Genomic DNA, 21,696 nt, shown 5'->3' with positions numbered 1-21,696 from the left:
CAGATGAAAAAATTGAATAATCTAATTCCGGGATATCTGAGTGAGGTAATTTTCCCTTTCAAAGAAATATTAAAACCAAAGGGATCACCGTATAAACGATGATCCCCAAGATGAATAGCGAAATAATTACTTTTCTTATTCCCATTCTTTATTCAAAGTGCCTAAGAAACTTACCAGATCACGGATTTGTCTTTTGGTCAATATTTCCTTCATATCAGGCATACTTGACGGAGAATTCTTTCTTTCTGCTATATCACTATTGGCGATGAAAGCTTCTGGTTTTGATGCTTCTTTAACAACAATACCATCTGCTTTTTCTTCCATCAAAGTTCCATTTACAGCTGTTCCATCATTCAGTTTAAGCTGTACAAAGCCAAAACCTGGAGCCAATCTCTTGCTTGGTTCGATCAAAGCCTCCAACAATTGAGTCTTAGAAATTCTATTTGCGACACCATTTAGGTGAGGGCCTGCAGTTCCGCCCATATCATCATAGCCATGGCATCTGATACATTGGGCAGCCTGGTTCTGGAAGAAAATAGCCCGACCAGCTCTTACACTTCCGCCTTCGAGTGCACCGCTATAAAGTGCCACTAGGTCTCCATTGGTGCGCTCTTGTTGAATCTGATCGTATTTGGTTTGAAGTTGTTCAGACTCTGTTTCTGCTACTGCTTCCTCCAATTCGATCATCACTTCATTTGGAAGTTTGTTGTTTTTCAGGTCTTCCAAAAGAGTGTTCCATATTTCAAGATTTGCTGAATTTGGCAAATTGCCCAAGCTTAATAAAGCCGCTTGTCTTTCTTCAATTGATCTGTTTTGGATCACATCTTTCAATAGTTTTTCCATCAAATCAGCAGGAACGTCTGTTTTGGTTAAAAGATCCAATCCTACCACTCTAACGTCCTTGGATTGATCGTTCATGGCAATTTCAATTGGTTGAGAAATGTTTTCAGGACTTGTTGCAGAAAGAGCTTTGATAGCTTCTACCCTCACCTGATCATCTCTATCCGATTTCAGCAATGCCAAAAGTTTCGCATCGGCATCTTTGATTTTAAGATTACCAATAGCTTTAGCAGCTGCCACACGGATCGCAGGATCTTGGTCATTCAAAGCACTTTCTAGAGTACCAGCAACAGATTGCTGAACCGGTCCAAGCTCTCGGCTTATTTCTCCTCTATTTCTACCATCTACCCTGTCTAGCACAGATGGACTAGCCCAAGAACCAATAGTTGCAATTGCTTCGGCTTTCAATTCAGAATCGATTCCAGGCTTAGAAACATAAGCTTTCAAGTTATCCAAAGCTTGTTGTGTCCCAACTCGAAGGTTGGCATTGATCGCTCTTCTGATCAAAGGCTCATTTTGGGATGAAGTAGTTACCAATAAATCTCCCAAGGCAGGAAGTGCCCCTTCAATTGAAAAATCATCATTGATCGCTCTAGCAGCCTCTGTTACGATATAGTCATCGGAATCAGCCAAAAACGCCTTGATTCCTGGATCAGCCATTCTTCTCAAAGCTAGTACAGCGCCTAGTCTCACTGCTGGAGAAGGATCATTTGCCAAAGCAATGATTGGTTCTTTTTTATTGATCCTCGCCAAAGCCAAACTCGCTGCATGTCTCAAGTAGGCATCTTCATCATTATTTTCTCTCAAGACTTCAATTAACCCATTGATGGCAGGTTCATAGGCTATTCTGCCCAAAGCTTCAGAAGCAAAGAATCTAACTCGGATGGCTGAGTCCTTCAAAAGAGGCAACAAAGACTCACCGGACTTTGCATACTTAATATCTCCCAGCCATTTAGCTGCCTGCGCTCTGATTTCTGGATCATTGTCCTTCAACAATGGGATCAAAGCGTCTGCATAGGCCATATCTTCCATTCTAGCCAATTGACTTGTTCCCACGATAGCATGGATTCTAGCTAGTTGATTGGAATTTTGATTGAGTGCATTTTGGAATACAGCGGCTCCATCTTCTCCTCTTTTGGCAAGTTCAAACTGTGCTTTTCTTCTGATTCTCATGTCTGCATCACCTAGGAATTCACCTAATGCCTCATCAGTCAAAGTAGCAAAATCAGTTTTCATCACTTGAGCAGTGATTTTTCTTGCCTCCCAGTTTTTACCGGCAGTATCATCCAATTTCCAAACTCTTCCAGAATTCTTGGTATTCCAACCGTTAATCCAATCGGCAAAATAAAGCGCACCATCTGGACCAAAATCCAAACCAGTAGCCAATACTCCACCCATTACTTTTTCAGTTTGAGCCAACTTAAAAGTAGCTCCTTCAGGCTCCAACTTAAATGCATGAATGCCGGAAGAAGTTGGATTACCAACGAAAGAGGCTACAAAAAAGGTATTGGTCCATTTTTCGCCCATGGCAGTTCCCGGATTGTAAACCATACCGGTAGGTCCATTGACATAATTTAATATCGGAGGAGTGATATAAGCCGCTTGGCCTTCATGTCTTGGCAAGAAAAGCTTCTCATCCATCCATACCTTGTAGGTATTGTTTTTAGGGTCTCTGTATTTACCAAACTGCCAATTGGTTCTCCAGCCAGTATCAGAGCCATTTACCAAATAAACCAGTCTTTCACTTTCTCCTCCGTGATCACCGTCGTTATCTACAGAAATTAAATTATTGTATTGGTCAAAAGTAAACTCATGGGTATTTCTCACACCCATGGCAAACACTTCGAAATCACTTCCATCAGGATTGGCTCTTACGACTACCCCTCTGTTTGGGTATTTCCATTCAGTTCCATCAGGACCTTTTCCATTGAAACCTATATCTCCGATTCCCCAATATATTCTGCCATCAGGACCAACTTCAAGTCCAGACATTCCATGTCCTCCAAAACCAATGTGAACTCCATATCCGTGGGATATGGACTCTTTTTCATCCATGATTCCATCGTCGTTTTTATCCGATAGTCTCCAGAGATCAGGACCTACCCCTACAAAAAGGTTATCATTCAATTTCAGCAAGGCACCGGCTACATCGGTAGTCACATCATGAAAGTCCTGAACCATCATTTGTGAGTAGTCAGCCATCCCGTCACCGTCTTTATCTTCGATGCGGTAAATTTCCTCCTGCTCTACTGTCATATCTCTCCAGTCATGTGATCCATCTCCATTGACATCCGCCAACCAAGTGTTTTTATCTGACATTTCCGGTGAAAGTGTCTTTTGAAGAAAAGATCGTTTTTCTTCTATCGATTGTAGACTGATTGATTCAATTTCCCAGTCTTGATGTCCTCTGATATCAAATTCGGAGTTCTTCTGACGATTTGTTCTAGTGTAATACAACTTTCCATCATCTGTGACTTGGATGGAAATAGGATCATAAATCAATGAATCCACAGCCCATAAACTCAATTCAAGTCCATCCGCTAAGGTTGGACTCACTTCATTTTCAGCTGCCTGAGACATCGCTGAAATTTCTTCTTTAGTCAGGGTTTTCTCGCGTAAGTCTACTTTCTCTTGAGAGCAAGAATAAAGTATCGGAATTGATGCGGCCAATAGGTATTTGGCATAGGTCTTTCTCATTTTGGGCAAAAGCTTTTGTAAGAGTTCTAATTTTTCCCAAAATAATCATTTTCAAGGAGGGATAAAGACCATTAAAATAATGTTGGCCTTAAAAACAAAAAACCCGATCAAGGATCGGGTTTTTGTTCACTTTAACCACTAACAACCATAAAACAAAAATGTAATTAGACCAAGCGGGGATTGAGCTTTGGGGTCTTTGTAGTCCGTACGGGAATCGAACCCGTGTTTCATCCGTGAAAGGGATGCGTCCTAACCCCTAGACGAACGGACCATGGGGTATTTATTTCAAATTTAAACAGCTAAACGACTGATAATAAGCTGTTTGTAGTCCGTACGGGAATCGAACCCGTGTTTCATCCGTGAAAGGGATGCGTCCTAACCCCTAGACGAACGGACCATTAAAAACCGCTGAAAAACCTGCTTTTTCAAATGGTTGTGCAAATATAGAAGGTTAAGATTATAATACCAATTCACCCTCCAAAATTTCTTTGGTTTTTTGCTAAAAACCTGAGTTAAAAGGAATAAAATTTTCTGGGCTGACAAATTGAGTCTTTTGACTAATTTTGAATTTAAATTCAAAGAATACCCATGAATCTCCCTTCTGGAAAGAGAATAGCCATCAATGGATTTGGCAGAATCGGCAGATATACAGCCAAATTGATCTTAGAAAACAAAGAGTTAAACCTGATAGCAATCAACGATTTAGCTGAGCCTGAAGCAATTGCGCATCTGCTGAAATACGATTCCATACATGGAAAATCAGATTCAGCAATTTCCCTGGAAAATGGTCATTTACAAGTGGATTCCACTCAAATAAAGCTTTTTGGAAAGGCTGATCCCGAAAATTTACCTTGGAAAGAATTGGATATTGATTTAGTGATCGAATGCACTGGTCGATTTACAGACAGACCCGGAGCAGAAAAGCATTTGAAAGCAGGTGCAAAAAAAGTAATCATCTCCGCTCCTTCTCAAGATCCTTCCATAAAGATGATAGTCTTAGGGGTAAATGATGATATATTGACTGGAGAGGAAAAAATAGTTTCCAATGCATCCTGTACCACAAACTGTTTGGCTCCAATGGTGAAAGTACTCGAAGATGAATTTGGATTGGTGAAGGGTTTTGCATCTACAGTGCATTCCTATACCAATGATCAGAATCTCCACGATGCTCCACACCGTGATTTAAGACGTGCTAGAGCCGCGGCTTATTCAATTATACCTACGACAACTAATGCTGGAAAAGCCTTGGATATCGTGCTTCCAGATCTAGCAGGGAAAGTTGAGGCTTCGGCGATGCGTGTCCCTGTTCCTGATGGATCTTTGACAGATCTAATCGTGGAATTAAAACGAGAAGTTAGTGCAGAGGAAGTAAATCAGGCTTTTTCAAACGCATGTAAAGGCTATTTGAAAGGCTATCTTGAAGTTGAAGAAAACCCCATCGTGTCAATGGACATCATCGGTAATCCTCATTCCTGCATCATAGATGCCGCTTTGACTTCTACTAAAGGTAATTTGGTCAAAGTTGTCGGTTGGTATGATAATGAGGCAGGATATGCCAATCGTTTATTAAATCTGGCTTTGAAAATCACCAAGGCTTAATTAAGATTTTACTCTATTCAGGGAAAGCATTTTCACTATAAAATCTGGAAGTGTTTTCCCCTTTTTTCTTTTCTGCAAGTTCAAATACCAACCCCATTTCTCCATTATTGGAATTTTATGGGTTTCTACCATTTCTACCAAAGTGCCATCTGGATCTTCAATGTAGGCAAAATGGCCCGCGGCTTTGCCCATGTCAAAACCATTGTTACTATCTACAGTAAAAGGAAATCCATTTTCTTGTAGGCAAGTTCGAAGGTTTGTCATCCCATCTACATCGAAACATACATGGATAAAACCCAAGTCTCCCCAAAGTCTTCCATCATAGATTTTCTCACGCTTGGAATCCTTGACAGCAATCAATTCTATTGTAGTTTGACAAAGTAATTTCCCAAAAGCGCCAGTTCTCTGATTTGAGCTACGCAAAATAACTCTAGAAAATGCTTCATCATTTTCAACTAAAGGAGAAAAATCATCCCAAACCTGTGTGTCACTAAACAATACCTCGGTATGTTGAAAATGTTCTTGATATAGGGGTAGTGATTTTTCAGTATCTGTAACACCAATCACAACTCCAGAAACCCCACCTGTTAAATCATTATTACTCGAAAACCAAGAACCATTTTCTTCTACTTCAAAAATATTCCCATAAGGATCTTTGAGGTAAAAATGCCAAACTCCTATGGGGTTTTTGCAAGGTTCACTTAATAAGTTGACTCCTTCAGACTTCATAAAGGAATAGGTGTCCTGGATTTTTTTGCAACGGATCTTTACAGCTAATATTCCTAAATCCCCCCAAGCAATCTTTTTAGTAGGTCCGGTAGGAGTTCTGGAAGTAAACTGCCAGATTTCGAAACCTCCCCCGCCTTGCATATTCATGGCAAGAATAGCATGTCTTTTTTCTACTTTTCCCGCAGTATAACGGGTCATTAATGCTGCTTCTGCACTATCCTGAAAAATCGGAACATCCATTTTAAAAACCTTACGATACCATTTCCATGCTTCGTTGGCATCTTTAACTCCTATTCCTACTTGCTGGATGCCATTAATGGTTGCTGTGCTCATTCGATCTAGTTACTAAGTCTTTTGCTGATTTAATAAATTACAATATAGACTTTTGATCGAATTGGGATTAGAATTAAATAAAAAAAGTGTGAAAGCAAGCAAATTTGCAACTTGCACTCTTAGCCATCCATTTACTTCATATTTCCTTGCAGAGACCTTTATTTCTCTTGGAATTACATGAAATTTTGAGATTTTCCTGATCCTTCTTACCAGATCAAAATCCTCCATAATGGTGTAATTTTCATTAAACCCTCCTAATTCGTCAAAAAGACTTCTTGTAATATAAAGGGTTTGATCGCCACCTCCAGCAAAAATTCCATTAAAGCGGGTGAACCATGCATTGATGTTTAGCAGAAAATGGTCCTTATCGAAGCTATATCTGTAACAGCCAGCAAGTTTCCCGTTTTCGCAATTATTAAAAATATCTTGGACAAATCCTTTGATCGGTCTGGAATCCGCATGGATAAAATAAAAAATGGAGGAGGTTGAATTTATAGCTCCGAGATTCATTTGAGCTGCTCGGCTCATTTTTGGGCATACAAAGACTTTTGCACCTAAGGATTTGGCTAGTTCAACAGTCTCATCAGTACTATTTCCATCGATTACTAAAATTTCTTCTACTTTTCCTTCACTCAATTCCCAAATCAAGGGGATTAGGATTTTAATATTAGAAGCCTCATTATAAGTTGGAATAATAACCGAAATAGACTGTTTAATCATCTTGAGCAAGCCGGATTACATAATTTTTAATGGAGTTTTCCAAGACAACTTTCTGTAAAACTCCATTTTCATAATAAAATGTATTAGTGTTTCCATTTACGTCAATAGCATACACCCCGGATTTTTCTTCTTTTACTTTTGTCAACATCCCAAAATTCTCTGACATTAAAATATCTCCATCTTTGGGTTCATTGAAATAAAGCTTTGCTGGACTGGAATAGACTTTTTGATTGATAGGCTTCTTGTTTTCAAACTTATAAGTTGTGGCATCCACCTCGTAATGATCTCCTTCCCATTTTACAAAGGTTTCAAAATCTCCTCTGTTGGAATTGGAATGGGTATAAGCTTCAACTAATTGGCCAGCTTTATAATCTGCTTTTTGTAAAAATTCCACATGCACTTTTCCAAAAAACCAAAACTCAACCAAACTGTTTATCTCATAATTTATCTCAGAACCAGTCGTGGTTTTTTCTGCCGTCATTCCTCCAATTCTAAAGCCAGCAACGACTATATCATATTTTTGGATTGTCTTATTATTCTGCGTTTGAGCATTGCTCAAAGCAAATAGTGAAACAAATAAAAAAATATAAACTATTGAAAATAAAAACTTTAGAATCATGTAGTTAAATCTGGATATACAATAAAATTCCATGTGAGGAATTATTCCTGAGTCTTCAATAATCTTTCTTTTACTTTTTCCCAGTCTTCTTGGTAGTCAACATCAGAAAGTAAAGGTAGCATATCAAAAGTGATACCATTGGAAACTAAGAAGTTTTTGGTTGCTGCCAATACCACTTCACTACTCCAAGGAATATCTTTAAAAAGCCCAGAAATAAACTGATTCATGCCCAAAAGATAATATCCTCCATCTGTTGCAGGACCTAGCACAACATCTACTTTTGTTAACTTCTCAAAAGCTTCTTCAATGATTTCAGGATTGATTTCAGGGCAATCAGTACCAATAATTACTAATTGATTAAATCCGTTTTCAAATTCAGTTTGAAAGGCATTAGCCATTTTCACACCTAAATTTCCAGCAATTTGAAGTTTGTGAGAATAGAATTCATTTTCCCATTCAGTTGATTTTTCCAAAAATTCTGAGAAATATAAAAGCTTTTTATAGGGAACTTGTTGGACATTTTGATGTGTGTAGTTCACTAGGATTTGATAAATCTCCAAAGCTTCTTGCTTGCCCATTGTCTCGGCAAGCCGGGTTTTAACCTTTCCTAACTCGGCATTTTTTTGAAAAATGATAATACCTCTTTGCATTCGAAATGTTTTCTAATTTTCTAAAGTCATTTAACACATTGTTAAACTCTTCCTAAACTTAAGTCTGATGTAATTTACGGTTTCAATCAGTAACTTGGATTAATTCTAAGGAATGATTCCGAAAATCCAGATAAAAATGGACAAAAGGTAAACTGTTTGACATTTGAACCGTTCAATTCCCTAGTAAAACAATAGACTTTAAATAATAATAGAATGACTTTAAGACTAGGAGATGTGGCACCAAATTTTACAGCCGAAACATCTGAAGGAAAAATCGATTTTTACGAATACTTAGGTGACGGTTGGGGTATTTTGTTTTCTCACCCAGCAGATTACACACCGGTTTGTACTACAGAGCTTGGTACTGTAGCTAAGCTTAAAAATGAGTTTGCTAAAAGAAATACCAAGGTAATGGCACTGAGTGTGGATGGCCTGGAAAGCCATAAGGGGTGGATTTCAGATATAAATGAGACTCAGCAAACGGAAGTCAATTTTCCGATTATTGCAGATGAAGATCGAAAAATTGCCAACCTATATGACATGATCCATCCAAACTCAAATGAGAATTTTACGGTTCGATCTGTCTTTGTAATTGGTAGCGATAAGAAAATCAAGCTGATCATTACTTATCCAGCCAGCACAGGAAGAAATTTTGACGAACTGCTTCGAGTAATAGATTCGTTACAATTGACGGCAAACTATTCAGTTGCTACACCAGCCAACTGGAAACATGGAGAAGATGTGGTCATTGCTCCTGCTATTAAGACGGAGGATATTCCTGGAAAATTTCCGAAAGGTCATAAGGTTATTAAACCTTATCTACGAACGACTCCACAACCGGATTTATAAAAGCGAAAGGCGGGAAAATAAAATCCCGCCTTTCTTATTTTTTAATGGAATCAATGAGATCCATGGTCGTTTGAATCATCTCTTTGATCTTTTCGAAATCACCTTTCTGAATCAGGTCTTTTCTAAAAAGTTGGGATCCCATTCCTACACAGCAAACTCCTGAGTCAAACCAATAAGATAAGCTCTCTGCTGTCGGTTCAACTCCGCCAGTAGGTATTAGTTCTATGTTTGGAAGAACGGCATGAACAGCTTTGACGAATTCAGCTCCAAGAATATTGGCAGGATAAATTTTGACTAATTCAGCTCCTAATTCCTGTGCGAAAAACACTTCTGAAACACTTCCACATCCAGGAATCCAAGGGATATCCAGGTTTTTACAATATTCACCTAGCTTTGGGTTCATCACAGGGGCTACAATAAATTCTGCACCCATGTCCAGAAAAACTTCAGCTTGCGCAGGATGATATATTGTCCCTACTCCTAAATATAAATCTGGCATCTGATCAGCTGCCTTTCTAATTGCCGGGAAAATAGACTTGGCTTCAGCACCTCGATCCACCATTTCAATTACTCTTACGCCTCCCTCATAGGCCATTTCCAGCATTTTCAAGCATTTGCTTTCGTCAGGATTGAAAAATATGGGCATCACTCCTGCCCCATACATTCTTTTAATAAACGGTGTTGGGTTTCTCATCTTATCTTTTGATTTTTCCTATCGCTTCCCCAGCGACAATTTCTTCGATTTCTTCCTTTGAACATAATAATACATCGCCCGGAACACTGTGTTTCAAGGCTCCTGCAGCCATTCCAAATTCGATAGCATATTGTGGATCATGATGCAGTAAACCATGAATAAGCCCTCCTGCAAAAGCATCACCTGTACCCACTCTATCTACAATATGTGTCAAATCATATTCTCTGGAGAAATATTCATTTTCTTTTGAAATCAAACTTGCCGAGATCTTATTGTGCGATGAACTGACAGATTCTCGATTGGTTTTCGTGATATATTTAAGGTTCGGAAAACGCTCAAAAACATGACTTTTAGCAGATTCAAAATTTTGATATTGCTCATTCAAGCAATTGTTGAAATCACGGGTACTAGCGATCATCACATTTGTAAAAGACAAAAGTTCAGGCATGATTTCATGTGGTTTTTTACCAAAATTCCACAAGTTGCTCCGATAGTTCAAATCCCCAAAAATGGTGATCCCTCGTTTATTGGCTTCTTTCAAAGCATGAAAAGTAAAATCAGCACATTCTTGAGATAAAGCTGGAGTTATCCCTGACCAATGCAAGGCATCCACTTTGTCCAGGATTTTATCCCAATCGAAGGTTTTCATGTCAATCTTTGTAAATGCAGATCCTGCTCTGTCATAAATGATTTTTGAACTTCGATGCATAGCACCTTGCTCTAAAAAATAGACACCTAGCCTTCCGGGATAATGCTGGATAAAAGATGTGTCGATACCATTTCTGCGAAGTGTTGCAGTGGCTGCTAAACCTAATTCATGATCTGGAAACGCCGTGAGGTGGATGACATGATTGTTCCAAAATGCCAAGGCAGCACCCACATTTGCTTCAGAACCTCCAAATTCCAATTCAAGTTGTTTGGTCTGGAAAAACCGCTCATTGGATGGAGGGGAAAGACGAAGCATAACTTCGCCAATAGAAACAATTTTTTTCATTGAAGAATTAATTTTCTATAATTTCATTGCTGGAAAACTAAGTTAAGCAAATTAAGACATGATAAACAAAGCTCTTTGTTTAGATCCTCAAGATAATGTTGGGGTGGCATTGACAGATTTAAAGGCTGGAGAATCTTTTGAATTGAATGGATATAAAGGATTGATATCCAGTGATGTATCAGCGAAACATAAGTTTGCTTTATATGACTTTTCTGCCGGAGAAGATATCTTGATGTATGGGACAATTGTGGGGGAATCCACTCAAAATATTAAGCTTGGGGAACCTATTACACTCGCCAATATCAAACATAAAATCAGGGAATTTAAAGAAGTAAAAAGCTCCTATGAGTGGAAAAAACCTGATGTAAACCGATGGGAAAATAAGACTTTTTTAGGTTATCAACGTGCTGATGGTCAGGTAGGAACAGCCAATTATTGGATTGTTTTACCTATGGTATTTTGTGAAAATACAAACGTTAAATTACTTCAGGATGCCTTTGAAAAAGCCTTAGGCTTTGGAGTGGTGAATCCTTATGAAATGCAGGTTAGAAGCCTTGTAGCATCCTACCAAAAAGAAAAATTTACGGAATCGCTTTCGGAAGAATATGCAATGCCGGAATCCAAGGTTTTTGATAACATAGATGGTATTAGATTTTTAACCCATAGTGGTGGTTGCGGAGGTACACGCAGGGATTCAGAAACCTTGTGCAATTTACTTGCTGGATATATCAATCATCCAAATGTTGCTGGTGCGACAGTTTTAAGTTTAGGTTGCCAGAACGCTGAGGTTTCTACCCTTCTGGCACGTTTGGATCAAATTCAAAAAGGTTCGGCAAAACCAGTTGTAATTTGCGAGCAGCAACAGGAAGGCACTACCGATAAATTAATCCAAAAGGCAATCCGAGAAACTTTTGCAGGCTTAGTCGAGGCAAATAAAATAAGCAGAACTGAAGCTCCCCTATCAAAACTGGTCATCGGTTTAGAATGTGGCGGTTCAGATGGTTTTTCCGGTATCTCTGCAAATCCAACATTAGGACAGGTATCTGACTTGGTAGTTGCTTTGGGAGGTGCTGCTATTTTATCCGAATTCCCTGAACTCTGTGGAGCCGAGCAACCACTGATTGATAGATGTGTCACCTCTGAGGTGGCTCAGAAATTCATTAGACTTATGGATGAATATGCTAAGGCAGCAGAAAATGTGGGAAGTGGCTTTGATATGAACCCGAGTCCAGGGAATATTAAAGATGGTCTATTAACTGATGCTATAAAGTCTTGCGGAGCTGCGAAAAAAGGTGGTACTGCTCCCGTTTCTGATGTTTTGGATTACACGGAATATATCAAAACCCCAGGCCTTAATTTGCTTTGTACACCGGGAAATGATGTGGAAAGTACGACCGGTTTGGCGGGCAGTGGTGCCAATATCATCTTGTTTTCTACTGGTTTAGGGACACCTACTGGAAATCCAGTTTGTCCAGTAATCAAAGTAGCAACGAACGATAAACTAGCCAGCAGGATGCCGGATATCATTGATTTTAATACTGGAGGTATTATTTCAGGGGAAGAAACAATTGAGAGTTCAGGGGACAAACTATTAAATCTGATTATCCAAGTTGCATCAGGAAAAGTAACTACCAAGGCTGATGAGAAAAAGAATTATGATTTTATTCCTTGGAAAAGAGGAGTCTCCTTATAAATAAAAAAAGAGCGGCCCAAATGGGTCGCTCTTTTACTTTAATAAAAAGGGTGATTAAAATTCTATTCTACCGGAAATAGTACTCATACCAATTCCAGTTTTTGGATTGAAATATCCAGTCACTGTCGCTGTACCACTTGCATTTTCAAACTTTCCAGTTCCTCCTATAATTTTTACTTCAGCAACAAAGTCCAATCTTGTTTCCGAAGCAGGAGTTACAATATTTTTGATGTTTTCAAACCAAACTGAATTTCCTTTCCCATCAGTAGTTAATGAACTAACCTGTGCAGGTATTTCGGTTAAACCAATTTCCGCTAATTCTTTAGCAAAAAACTGTGTTACAGGTCTACCATAAGTTACTGCTCCACCCTGTTCCAGAGGAGCATATTGATTTAGAAAAGTCATTGCTTTACCCATATGCGTAGAAGTACCAACTCCCGTTCCAGGAAAATATGCTGGAATATGCGTTATTGCATTTCCTAATTCATCCACTTGACCTAACTGATTTGTAAACCTTTCGAAGTAATTTCTTTCAACAGTTTTTCGTGCATTCAGATCAGTACTTTCTGTAGGTGTTTGGATTGCCTCTACTTTTTCGATCTGTTGAGTAAGTGTAGTTTCTTCGATAGATTCTACGCAAGAAACTAGTAAGAATGATCCAGCAAGACTCATTAAGCCCAACTTGGACATCATTGATTTTTTCATATTTATTTAAGATTGGTTGCGGGTATAAACATATTTTTCTTACTGTTTTTTAGATTCTGAAATGGGTGTAAACAGATGAATCAGACTCTAAACAACTAGTAATATGTAGTTCATACCAATAAAAATGCCAAAAATTAAATTTCTATAATAAAAAATTTGGCTGAGGCTGCTTTTGATCGAATTTCTCTCGCCTTTGTATATTTCTCAGAATAATACCATTTTTCTGCAGTCTCTTTATCCTTGAATTCCAGCATCACAAAACGATCATGATCCCATGTGCCTTCCAACACATGAACTGGATTGCCGCGGATTACAAACTTTCCTCCAAAATCAGCAATGGATTCAGGAGTAAGTTTTTTATAGGCATCATACATTTCCTGATCATGGATATCTACTTCTACAATGACAAAAGCAGGCATAACTTATTGATTTTAAGGTGTAATTTGTTCAAATCCCAAACCTGCAGCATACCTTGACTTGGCATATGCGACTTTCCTTTTGGTAATTAATTCATTCAGCGTTAGCCTTGAATCGAATAATGATAATTCTCTGGCATTTACCAAAAATAGGCTACTCTCCCCTATTTCAAACCTTCTCATTTCTCCTCTCAATAAGATTTCCAAATTGTTCACATTTTGCTCAAAAGTTCGAATCTGCTGATTTAAATTCTCTATGTTATTTAATTCACTTTCAAGTTTCGTTCGAAGTTGAATTTCTTTGATATCTCTTGAATTTTGCTTGAAATCTATCTTCGCTTTTGCCATTCCCAGCGATCCTCTTGATTTTCGTAAAAACAAAGGAGTGTAAACTGAAAGCCCCCATTTGTAATTATTTTCATAGAATCCTGCTTCATTAAAATCATTGATGCTTCCCGACAGAAAATTATATTTCAACTTGACTACTGGAATAATCTGCTGAGCTTTTAGCCGCTTTTCTACATCCAGGCTTTCCAACTCAAAATCTGCGATTTGCAATTCTGGATGAGATTCAACCATGGTCCTCAATTCCGCCTCATTAACAATAGAATTAAAGTCTAGTGTCAGCATCTCTGGCATAATGGTTTCGTTGATATTTATAGGTTTACCTTCTTCATCCCATAAATAAGTATTCAATTCCTGAGTTACTGTGAAAAGAGTGTTTTGTGCAGCCTGTAGTTTATACTGTCTATTTAAAAGTTGGGAGAAAGCTTCTACTGTGTCAATAGCAGCCACATCCCCGAATTTTAAGCTTGCCTTTACCCCCCTAAATCTAATTTCAGCTCGCTCTACCGCTTCTTTGAGAATTTCCTGATTGGTGAAAGCCAAAGACCATCTCCAATACATATCCGTTGCTTGCAAGTATAAACTGTTCAACAATTGTCTCTTTTCAGAAGCTGTAGACTGCTGGTATAATTGAGCTTGTCTCAATGCTGCTCTACGCTGGTCCAAAATCAAACCCTGCCCTAAATTAACTGCAGCACCTGCAGAAAAGAGACCATCACTAGGAACGGTACTTTCCGGATTTAGGTAGTAGCCAGAATTTTGCTCAAAAGAACCATTCAACTCAATCCCTGCCCAGGTAGGAATGCTTATTCCTGCTTCTCTTTTATCGTAATAGATGGTTTCACTGTAGGATTTTTTGTCGAGGTTTCCATAAATCAAGGGATCAAATCCGCCTCGAGCAGTTCGCACTTCCATTTCTCCCATGGTCAATACAATATCTGCCTGAGTGGCTACAGGATGATAATTAATGACCCAATCCATAAAGGTGTCGTATTTCAATGTGTCACCTTCTTGAGAGAAAGCAGGAAAAAAGGAAAGGCCAAGAAGTATGGTGAAAATTATTGATCTCATTATTTCTTCTTTTCCGCTGCCGCTTCTTTTTCATCACGGGTATAGAAATCCGCTGGGAACCCATTAAGTTGTCTCCAGAGTTCGTACCAAACAGGCACATCATTCAATAAAGCAATTCCATCGGCACCAGAACCGATTTTAAGTAGTTCAGGCCAAGGAACTTCCTCAGGATCCTCTTTTACCAGAACTCGGTATTGGTTATTTGATCCAGCATGTTGATCAATAGCCACTACAATTCCTCCGAAGGTACCATTGGAAATTTTAGGCCATCCCGAGAACACAATTGCTGGCCAGCCATCGAAAATAAAGCGAACTCTATTTCCAATTTTAATCAAAGGCAAATCCACCGGTTGAACGTACATCTCTACTGCCAAATCAGCATCAGAAGGAATGATATTAAGAATTTGCTCTCCTTCCTTGATCGTCTCCCCGATACCCACTTGAATGGTTTTGGCTATGTAACCATTTTGTGGCGCTAGGATATATCTGAAGCCTGTTCTGGCCTCATAATTGGAATATTGATTCTCTAATTTTGTGGTGGTAGCTTCTGCATCATATTGAGATGACATGGCCGTGTAAATCTCAGAACGGGTTTTGGCCATTTTATCTCTAAACTCATTATCAATTGTATTCAGCTCAATTCTGGCTGTAATCATCTCATTTTGACTGATGAGATAATCGTTTTCAACAGATAATAATTTGGCCTGCACATCTTGAAACTTCAACCTTCTGGATTCTAAATCTGTCAAAGACCTTAAGCCTTCAGCATATAATTGTTCGGCTCTATCCAACTGTTGTTTACCAATATCAAAATTGACTTTTGCTTGCTGGAATTTGATACTGTCTGACTGAACCTTCAATTCCGCCATTTTGAGTTTATTCTCAGCCTGTTGGATTTTCAAAACATTATTTTCTCTCAATGCTTGCAATTGAGCCTGAAGAGCACCAACCTTTTCTTTGTAGGCTTCAGCAGAAAGTGCTTTTGCATCCACCTGCATTTGTGTTCTAGGAAGTAAGAGCGAATCAAAATATTCATCTTTCACTTCCGAGATCCTTAATATCGTATCACCTCTGCTCACAAATGCACCTTCTGCTACATACCAATCTTCTATCCTTCCCGCGATTACGGAATGGATAGTCTGTGCCCGCTGCTCTGGTCTCAAAGCCGTCACATACCCTTTGGACCGAATTGTCTGAGTCCAAGGAAGAAACAATGAGATAAAGACGATACCAATCAACCAAAACAAAAGCCTAATTCGCTTTTGGCTTTCCTTTTCAGGCAAGGTCATCATCAGACTTTTAGCGCCGCTAAAAGGGATTTTATCTTTGATTTTATTTACTGAAATATTGAGCATGGCTTAATCTTTCTTTCCAGTTACTTTTAAATATTCATCGTATGAACCTTGGAGTTTAATATTTCCATCGTTCAGCAAAAGGATATTATCCACTTTTTCCAGGATTTTCTGATCATCCGTGATAATCAACAAAGTCCAGTTTCCTTTCATGAGGTAATCCACCAATCGATCTCTTACTTCCGGAAGGACGTACCTCAAAGCATTTTCCATTACGATTGCTTTTGGGTTGCCAACTAGACTTCTGGCTAATAAAATACTTTGTGCCAAAGATCTGGAGAGTCCTTTTCCTTCTGGTTGAAGTTCAGTTTCCAAATCATCCGGTTGTTGAAATATGTAATCCTTTAAACCTACCAGATCCAGTATATATTCTAATTGACTAGGGTTCACATCTCGTCCTACGGTGATATTTTCCCTGATTGTACCTTGGAAAATCTCCCCAAATTCTAAACAATCTCCCACCATAGCCCTGAATTTTTCCAAATGGATCATCTCCATGGATAAATCATTGATCAAAACTTTACCTTGGTATTCCTCATATAAGCCAGAGAAAAGGGCCAATAATGCGCTTTTCCCACTTCCGCTCTTTCCTGTTACTGCGATCTTTTGCCCAGGCTCTATAGTCAGGTTAATTCCTTTTAAGATCGGCGAAACCACATCCTGAGGTTGAAAAATCAAGTTCTGCATTTCAAACTTCAATCCATCAGGTTTTGAAACCACGACTTTATCAGTTCCTTCACTTCTCTCCATTTCCAGATCCATCACTACTCCCAATTTCTCTACAGCAACTAGGGTGTCATAAACAGTTTCGAGGGAAAGAATAACTTTTTCTACGGAGTTTACTACCAAAATAATGATAACCTCAGCCGCAACGAATTGACCGATACTGATTTGCTCATTGATTAATAAAAGACTTCCTGCGACCAATAAGCTGGTTACAATCAAAACCTTGAAACCAATCATGATTTTGTATTGGAAGATCAAAACTGCGAAATGCTTGGTTCTAAAATCCACATAGCGTTGGATTAATTTATCAGCTCTCAGAATTGGCAATCGGGTGTTTCCTACTAGCTTAAAAGTATTCAGTGTCCTTCCGATTTCTTGGAGCCAAAAAGCAGTTTGATATTTGTAAGTGGACTCTTTCAAAGCCGTCTCCATACCCTTTGGACTGGTAAAATAGAAGATAAGAGATAGAATCAAGAAAAGACCTAAACCAAACAAAATGAAAGTTGGATGATAAAAGGAAAGCAAAAGCAATCCAAAAATCATCTGCAACAAAGCTGTGGTAAAGTCAACCAAAAGCTTTGAAATTCCTTTTTGAAGATTGACGGTATCAAAAAATCGGTTAACGATTTCTGGACCATATTCACCATGTAGGATTTCAGTTTTCACTCGCGGTAATCGATAGGCCAAGGATAACCCCGCTTTGGAAAAAATCCTTTGCTGAAGTTTTTCCGTGATTTGCAATTGGGAAATCTGGAGAAATCCACCAAAGGCAACCCCTATACCTACCACAACAACCAGCAAAATCCAAGAAGTGGTAATTCTACCTCCCAAGATGAAATTCAAGATGGCTTGAATTCCCAAAGGAAGTGAAAGTGCTACCATTCCATTCAAGATGGCATAGAAATAAATGCCATATACCTGACTTTTCTCCTCTTTGAGTAGGTTGAAAAATCGTTTGAGGGGAGTCATTGATCCTATACTATTCATTGATAATTGTTTTCATGACCATGTGATGAAAGAATTCAAGTCTACCTTCCTGATCTAAAGATGATTCAGTCATTCCAGGTAGATGTTTGGAATTAAATGACTGTAATAAGCTAGCTTCTAAAACAGTAGATACCAATGTTTTTGGGTATTTATATTCTGGATTTATTTCAGAAACGATTTTTGAAATCCGATCACTAAAAGCGTAAAGTTGACCGAAAACCCCACTCCTATGCTCCAAATCCACACTCTTGGTCAAATAACCTTTGAGTGATTCATTGATTACTATTTCTTTTAAATGCGTAGGATCCAAAATCTCGTTTTTTGTCAAAATAGGACCTTCCACAAGTAATTGCAGCGCTACTTTCAAACGCTCCTTGGGATCTGCTAAGTTAGCTGTGGCAAAAACTAAATTATGCTCTAGCCAAGTCCAATACCAAGCTGTCAAATAGAGTAAAAACTTATGTTTATTCTCAAAATACCGATAAATGGCTGGTTCCGTTCCATTAATTTGTTGAGCCAGCTTTTTGAAAGTAAATTGTTCCATTCCCAGTTCTAGCAATAACTTTGAACCAGTTTTTAAAATGGCTAAACCCAATTCAGAACTGTAAGGTTCTTTTAAATAGAGTTTATCATTTACCTCTACTTTTAATTTCCTTAATATAGTTTCCATAAAAATTATTCTTGTCAACTAAACGGGATAAAATTGAGTTTGTTTAGTATAACCCATGCTTTTGTTAGTAATATTCACTGACTATCTTGTCAGGAATCCATTCTTTGAATATAAATTATTAATTATCAGTAGAATAACTCTATGCTGTTCAACAAAATATTTTTGAAAAAGAGATTTTAAAGTAGAATAGATTATCTTCAAAAACATGGGATTAAGAAAAGAATTCTTACAGTTCAATATCAGAAATTGGGTTTTCTGGCCTCCATTTGGACTTTTGATTTTTGCAGTCTTCTTAAGTATTGCTTCCCCTGATTCTTTTATCTCGCTTTTTCAGAAAGTTCAAAATTTCATCCTTACAAACTTCAGTATCGGTTTTAGCTGGCTTTCATTTTTAATGACTCTTCTCGCCATTTTTGTTTTTCTGTCCCCACTTGGGAGTTGGAAAATAGGTGGAAAAGAAGCCAAACCAAGATTAAATAGACTTAGTTGGTTTGCAATAGTGTTGTGCACTACCATTGCAACAGGCATTTTATTCTGGGGAAGTGCCGAGCCCCTCTCCCATTTTTTATATCCTCCAACTTTTAAAGAACTTTCTCCACAGTCTGACAGAGCAGCAAATTTTGCTTTAGGTGCGCTTTTTTATCATTGGGGATTCACACCCTATGCTATCTATGCCATACCAGCCTTGACTTTTGCATTGATCTTTTATTCGCGTAAATCTAATTTTTCACTCAGCCTAAGCTTACTTCCGATCCTCGGATCCAAGCCTTCTCAGTTTGCAATTAGATTAATCGACGGAGTGAGTTTATTTGCCCTCGCTGCAGGAATGGCAGCCTCATTAGGTGCTGGAGTTTTAAGTCTCTCAGGTGGTTTTTTAAATTTCTTTCCATCTTGGAATGCTGATTTGGCTTCTGGATTTATAATTCTGATTATCCTTTTGACATTTGTGATTTCCTCGACTACAGGCATCGAAAAAGGCATCAAAAACCTGTCCTTGATCAACTTGTTTTTCTTTTTCCTCATTGCCATTCTATTCATTGTCTTAGGAGAAAAATCCAGCATCATCAATTCACTTTCCAGCTCTTTCCAATCCTATTTCGTGAATTTCTTTGATCTGAGTTTACAGCTTAATGGCGCAGGAAATCAATGGACTTTTGATTGGTCTACATTCAATTTGGCAATGTGGATGGCATGGGCCCCGGTTACAGCTTTATTTCTCGGGAAAATAGCATTAGGAAGAACAGTGCGTGAATTTCTTCTTTTCAACTGGTTGTTGCCTGCTTTATTTTGTCTGATCTGGATGGGAATCTTCGGAGGGACAACGCTGGATTTTGCTATTCTGAAGCCGGATTTTTATAAAAACTTGTTTGAGGTATCTGGTCCCGAATCTATTATCTACCAGGTTTTCGAAGACATGGGCCATTTTAAGCTCTTCGCCCAACTTTACATTTTGGCTATTTTTATCTCCTACGTAACGGCGGCTGACTCAAGTACCGATGCATTGGCAAGCCTGAGTATGAAAAGAGCAAATGATGATCCTTTCAAATCCGACACAAACCTGAAAATATTATGGGGTACTTTGATCGCTTTTTTAGCTTGGATCATGATCACATTTTCAGGGATTGATGGTGTGCGGATGCTATCTGTAATTGGAGGTTTACCAGCCCTCTTCTTCCTTTTGCTGGTATCTGTGAGCCTTATTTTGGTATTAGCTTCCCCTTCAAAATACTTGAAACCTTAATGCCCTCTGTATTTTAATTTACCTAGGCCATAGAGATAAAGAACTTTGGAATAGCGAAGCATTGCTGGAAAGAGTAAAAGATTACCCACAAAAACAGTAGTCAGGTACATCCATAATTTGGGTTCAGGAATCAGAATGTTGATTGCAGTCAAAGCTGTGATCACTAATGCCACAGAAAAAGCATAACTGATATACATCGCCCCATAATAAAAATCGGGTTCGGGGTATAGATTCGCTTGGCAAACAGGGCAAGAATGATTGATATCAGATATTTTTCTGAAGCTAAACGGAGAAACTGAAAACAATTTACCCTCTCTGCATTGGGGGCATTTTGCTCCTAACATTGCCTGAAATCCACTTTTCTTACTCATTCCAAATTTTTATCCAAAGTTAGAATTCACAGCTTAAGGAACTGTGCTTTCTGTCACATAAAAAAAGGACACTAGGTCCTTTTTATCTTAATTCGTCTAAATCGTAATCTTTTCCTTTTCCCCATTGGAGAAGTTCGAAGATGGTATAGAACTCAAGCGTATCCAAGTCTTTCACTTTAAAGTTGTCTCCACTTAATCGATCAATAATCTGAAGCTTTCTTACTTCCCCTTGGTTGACGAGCCTGTAAACTCGGCCAACCCTTAAATTGTCAAGTGCAATGGCCATGAATTAGGCTTTGTTTTTAATTTTTACCCCTACTGCTTCGAAAGTGATTTCTCTCTTTGGTTCCGTGATTTTTGCCACTTCTTCATCAGATTTTCCTTCGTCTTTGGCGTAATGCTGCAAGGTTTTTACATCTGTTTCAGTAAGTGTGGCCACACCATCCAAAATAATTGGAAAGCCTTGGGAATTTTTGGGAACAAAGAATTCATAATCTTTAAAGGTCACACGCATGCTGCTTCCGTCTGGAAGATCCATGGTCAGCCAGCAACCTTTACTACTGCAGACTTCTTTGATTTCACCGGCAATTTTCCCTTCAAAACTTCCATTCTCCTGAACAAAAGCAACCATTTCTGTTGTAGGTGTGATATTTAGCTCTTTCACTTCTGCGCCGTAATTTCCTGCTACAGTATCTTGAGCAGTTGTTGAGGCATTCTCATCTACTTGAGTTGGAGAACTACAAGCAATTGAAAGTATGGTACCAGTAACGGCTATAAAGGATATGATTCTTTTCATAACATCGAATTTTATATTCAAAAATAGGATTTTGTGCCTTGCAGTGAAAATAATTAGAGATCATTTCTAAATTAAACTTCTTTACCAAATAGAGTTTTG

The 21,696-nt window shown here is 38.4% G+C and carries 20 protein-coding genes and 2 tRNA genes; 4 read left to right on the top strand and 18 right to left on the bottom strand.

The genetic code is table 11. From position 1 onward, the window contains the following. Positions 1–135: 135 nt before the first annotated feature. The 3 genes from J0A69_RS14755 to J0A69_RS14745 all read right to left on the bottom strand — a co-directional run bounded on the left by J0A69_RS14755 (position 136) and on the right by J0A69_RS14745 (position 3,934). Positions 136–3,537, bottom strand: a complete 3,402-nt coding sequence (locus J0A69_RS14755; protein ID WP_206587375.1) for a HEAT repeat domain-containing protein — start codon at positions 3,535–3,537, stop codon at positions 136–138. A 199-nt stretch (positions 3,538–3,736) separates the two neighbouring features. After that, a tRNA-Glu gene (locus tag J0A69_RS14750) sits at positions 3,737–3,808 on the bottom strand. A 54-nt stretch (positions 3,809–3,862) separates the two neighbouring features. Next, positions 3,863–3,934: transfer RNA gene (locus tag J0A69_RS14745), tRNA-Glu, on the bottom strand. A gap of 191 nt (positions 3,935–4,125) precedes the next feature. Between J0A69_RS14745 and gap the strand changes: the two genes are divergently transcribed. Beyond that, entirely contained in the window at positions 4,126–5,136 is a 1,011-nt protein-coding gene (gene gap, locus J0A69_RS14740; protein ID WP_206587374.1) for a type I glyceraldehyde-3-phosphate dehydrogenase, read from the top strand. Here gap and J0A69_RS14735 read toward each other — a convergent pair whose 3' ends face one another. From J0A69_RS14735 to J0A69_RS14720, 4 genes are read right to left on the bottom strand one after another with little or no spacing between them, the layout of a single operon-like run. Next, positions 5,137–6,198: a VOC family protein gene (locus tag J0A69_RS14735; RefSeq protein WP_206587373.1), complete on the bottom strand. Its 1,062-nt coding sequence runs from the start codon at positions 6,196–6,198 to the stop codon at positions 5,137–5,139. 12 nt (positions 6,199–6,210) lie between these two features. Next, positions 6,211–6,918, bottom strand: a complete 708-nt coding sequence (locus J0A69_RS14730) for a TIGR04283 family arsenosugar biosynthesis glycosyltransferase (RefSeq protein WP_206587372.1) — start codon at positions 6,916–6,918, stop codon at positions 6,211–6,213. Continuing rightward, entirely contained in the window at positions 6,911–7,537 is a 627-nt protein-coding gene (locus tag J0A69_RS14725; RefSeq protein ID WP_206587371.1) for a DUF6134 family protein, read from the bottom strand. The genes J0A69_RS14730 and J0A69_RS14725 overlap by 8 nt, the downstream gene beginning before the upstream one ends. Positions 7,538–7,578: 41 nt before the next feature. Further along, positions 7,579–8,187 carry a TIGR04282 family arsenosugar biosynthesis glycosyltransferase gene (locus tag J0A69_RS14720; RefSeq protein WP_206587370.1) on the bottom strand — a complete coding sequence of 203 codons (609 nt, stop codon included), beginning with the start codon at positions 8,185–8,187 and terminating at the stop codon, positions 7,579–7,581. Positions 8,188–8,400: 213 nt separating this feature from the next. On the opposite strand from J0A69_RS14720, the gene J0A69_RS14715 reads away from it, so the two are divergent. Beyond that, positions 8,401–9,036, top strand: a complete 636-nt coding sequence (locus J0A69_RS14715; RefSeq protein ID WP_206587369.1) for a peroxiredoxin — start codon at positions 8,401–8,403, stop codon at positions 9,034–9,036. A 34-nt stretch (positions 9,037–9,070) separates the two neighbouring features. Here J0A69_RS14715 and J0A69_RS14710 read toward each other — a convergent pair whose 3' ends face one another. Further along, entirely contained in the window at positions 9,071–9,730 is a 660-nt protein-coding gene (locus tag J0A69_RS14710; protein WP_206587368.1) for a beta/alpha barrel domain-containing protein, read from the bottom strand. Between the two features lies 1 nt (position 9,731). Beyond that, positions 9,732–10,724, bottom strand: coding sequence for a sugar kinase (locus J0A69_RS14705; RefSeq protein ID WP_206587367.1), 993 nt, complete (start codon positions 10,722–10,724; stop codon positions 9,732–9,734). Positions 10,725–10,782: 58 nt separating this feature from the next. Between J0A69_RS14705 and J0A69_RS14700 the strand changes: the two genes are divergently transcribed. Continuing rightward, entirely contained in the window at positions 10,783–12,417 is a 1,635-nt protein-coding gene (locus tag J0A69_RS14700) for a UxaA family hydrolase (protein ID WP_206587366.1), read from the top strand. 54 nt (positions 12,418–12,471) lie between these two features. Here J0A69_RS14700 and J0A69_RS14695 read toward each other — a convergent pair whose 3' ends face one another. The 6 genes from J0A69_RS14695 to J0A69_RS14670 all read right to left on the bottom strand — a co-directional run bounded on the left by J0A69_RS14695 (position 12,472) and on the right by J0A69_RS14670 (position 18,689). Beyond that, complete coding sequence (locus tag J0A69_RS14695) at positions 12,472–13,122, bottom strand: hypothetical protein (RefSeq protein ID WP_206587365.1); 651 nt, start codon at positions 13,120–13,122, stop codon at positions 12,472–12,474. 134 nt (positions 13,123–13,256) lie between these two features. Then, complete coding sequence (locus J0A69_RS14690; protein WP_206587364.1) at positions 13,257–13,541, bottom strand: DUF1330 domain-containing protein; 285 nt, start codon at positions 13,539–13,541, stop codon at positions 13,257–13,259. Positions 13,542–13,553: 12 nt separating this feature from the next. Then, positions 13,554–14,954, bottom strand: coding sequence for a TolC family protein (locus J0A69_RS14685; protein ID WP_206587363.1), 1,401 nt, complete (start codon positions 14,952–14,954; stop codon positions 13,554–13,556). Then, positions 14,954–16,309 (bottom strand): HlyD family secretion protein, encoded by a 1,356-nt coding sequence (locus tag J0A69_RS14680; RefSeq protein ID WP_206587362.1) that lies wholly within the window; start codon positions 16,307–16,309, stop codon positions 14,954–14,956. The genes J0A69_RS14685 and J0A69_RS14680 overlap by 1 nt, the downstream gene beginning before the upstream one ends. Before the next feature lie 3 nt (positions 16,310–16,312). Beyond that, on the bottom strand, positions 16,313–18,019 hold the full coding sequence (locus J0A69_RS14675) for a peptidase domain-containing ABC transporter (protein WP_206587361.1): 1,707 nt from the start codon (positions 18,017–18,019) through the stop codon (positions 16,313–16,315). Then, a complete protein-coding gene (locus tag J0A69_RS14670) occupies positions 18,012–18,689 on the bottom strand; it encodes a TetR/AcrR family transcriptional regulator (protein WP_206587360.1) in 678 nt (225 codons plus the stop codon). Before J0A69_RS14670 ends, J0A69_RS14675 begins: the two co-directional genes overlap by 8 nt. A gap of 205 nt (positions 18,690–18,894) precedes the next feature. On the opposite strand from J0A69_RS14670, the gene J0A69_RS14665 reads away from it, so the two are divergent. After that, entirely contained in the window at positions 18,895–20,430 is a 1,536-nt protein-coding gene (locus tag J0A69_RS14665; protein ID WP_206587359.1) for a BCCT family transporter, read from the top strand. Here J0A69_RS14665 and J0A69_RS14660 read toward each other — a convergent pair. From J0A69_RS14660 to J0A69_RS14650, 3 genes are all read right to left on the bottom strand, one after another. After that, positions 20,427–20,801: a DUF983 domain-containing protein gene (locus tag J0A69_RS14660; protein WP_206587358.1), complete on the bottom strand. Its 375-nt coding sequence runs from the start codon at positions 20,799–20,801 to the stop codon at positions 20,427–20,429. The two genes, J0A69_RS14665 and J0A69_RS14660, sit on opposite strands and share 4 nt — an antisense overlap. An 82-nt stretch (positions 20,802–20,883) precedes the next feature. Next, entirely contained in the window at positions 20,884–21,087 is a 204-nt protein-coding gene (locus tag J0A69_RS14655; protein WP_206587357.1) for a hypothetical protein, read from the bottom strand. A gap of 3 nt (positions 21,088–21,090) precedes the next feature. Beyond that, positions 21,091–21,597, bottom strand: a complete 507-nt coding sequence (locus tag J0A69_RS14650; RefSeq protein WP_206587356.1) for a DUF4920 domain-containing protein — start codon at positions 21,595–21,597, stop codon at positions 21,091–21,093. Positions 21,598–21,696 lie beyond the last annotated feature (99 nt).

The sequence above is a fragment of the Algoriphagus pacificus genome, from assembly GCF_017254845.1.
Classification (GTDB): domain Bacteria; phylum Bacteroidota; class Bacteroidia; order Cytophagales; family Cyclobacteriaceae; genus Algoriphagus; species Algoriphagus pacificus.
The sequence above is the reverse complement of the archived record's forward strand: the minus strand, read 5'-3'. Positions and strand labels throughout refer to the sequence as shown.

What these genes read in the sequence shown, in the direction of transcription:
- J0A69_RS14755 (WP_206587375.1), bottom strand. Translation starts at nt 3,537, where the DNA reads ATGAGAAAGACCTATGCCAAATACCTATTGGCCGCATCAATTCCGATA.
- gap (WP_206587374.1), top strand. Translation starts at nt 4,126, where the DNA reads ATGAATCTCCCTTCTGGAAAGAGAATAGCCATCAATGGATTTGGCAGA.
- J0A69_RS14735 (WP_206587373.1), bottom strand. Translation starts at nt 6,198, where the DNA reads ATGAGCACAGCAACCATTAATGGCATCCAGCAAGTAGGAATAGGAGTT.
- J0A69_RS14730 (WP_206587372.1), bottom strand. Translation starts at nt 6,918, where the DNA reads ATGATTAAACAGTCTATTTCGGTTATTATTCCAACTTATAATGAGGCT.
- J0A69_RS14725 (WP_206587371.1), bottom strand. Translation starts at nt 7,537, where the DNA reads ATGATTCTAAAGTTTTTATTTTCAATAGTTTATATTTTTTTATTTGTT.
- J0A69_RS14720 (WP_206587370.1), bottom strand. Translation starts at nt 8,187, where the DNA reads ATGCAAAGAGGTATTATCATTTTTCAAAAAAATGCCGAGTTAGGAAAG.
- J0A69_RS14715 (WP_206587369.1), top strand. Translation starts at nt 8,401, where the DNA reads ATGACTTTAAGACTAGGAGATGTGGCACCAAATTTTACAGCCGAAACA.
- J0A69_RS14710 (WP_206587368.1), bottom strand. Translation starts at nt 9,730, where the DNA reads ATGAGAAACCCAACACCGTTTATTAAAAGAATGTATGGGGCAGGAGTG.
- J0A69_RS14705 (WP_206587367.1), bottom strand. Translation starts at nt 10,724, where the DNA reads ATGAAAAAAATTGTTTCTATTGGCGAAGTTATGCTTCGTCTTTCCCCT.
- J0A69_RS14700 (WP_206587366.1), top strand. Translation starts at nt 10,783, where the DNA reads ATGATAAACAAAGCTCTTTGTTTAGATCCTCAAGATAATGTTGGGGTG.
- J0A69_RS14695 (WP_206587365.1), bottom strand. Translation starts at nt 13,122, where the DNA reads ATGAAAAAATCAATGATGTCCAAGTTGGGCTTAATGAGTCTTGCTGGA.
- J0A69_RS14690 (WP_206587364.1), bottom strand. Translation starts at nt 13,541, where the DNA reads ATGCCTGCTTTTGTCATTGTAGAAGTAGATATCCATGATCAGGAAATG.
- J0A69_RS14685 (WP_206587363.1), bottom strand. Translation starts at nt 14,954, where the DNA reads ATGAGATCAATAATTTTCACCATACTTCTTGGCCTTTCCTTTTTTCCT.
- J0A69_RS14680 (WP_206587362.1), bottom strand. Translation starts at nt 16,309, where the DNA reads ATGCTCAATATTTCAGTAAATAAAATCAAAGATAAAATCCCTTTTAGC.
- J0A69_RS14675 (WP_206587361.1), bottom strand. Translation starts at nt 18,019, where the DNA reads ATGAATAGTATAGGATCAATGACTCCCCTCAAACGATTTTTCAACCTA.
- J0A69_RS14670 (WP_206587360.1), bottom strand. Translation starts at nt 18,689, where the DNA reads ATGGAAACTATATTAAGGAAATTAAAAGTAGAGGTAAATGATAAACTC.
- J0A69_RS14665 (WP_206587359.1), top strand. Translation starts at nt 18,895, where the DNA reads ATGGGATTAAGAAAAGAATTCTTACAGTTCAATATCAGAAATTGGGTT.
- J0A69_RS14660 (WP_206587358.1), bottom strand. Translation starts at nt 20,801, where the DNA reads ATGAGTAAGAAAAGTGGATTTCAGGCAATGTTAGGAGCAAAATGCCCC.
- J0A69_RS14655 (WP_206587357.1), bottom strand. Translation starts at nt 21,087, where the DNA reads ATGGCCATTGCACTTGACAATTTAAGGGTTGGCCGAGTTTACAGGCTC.
- J0A69_RS14650 (WP_206587356.1), bottom strand. Translation starts at nt 21,597, where the DNA reads ATGAAAAGAATCATATCCTTTATAGCCGTTACTGGTACCATACTTTCA.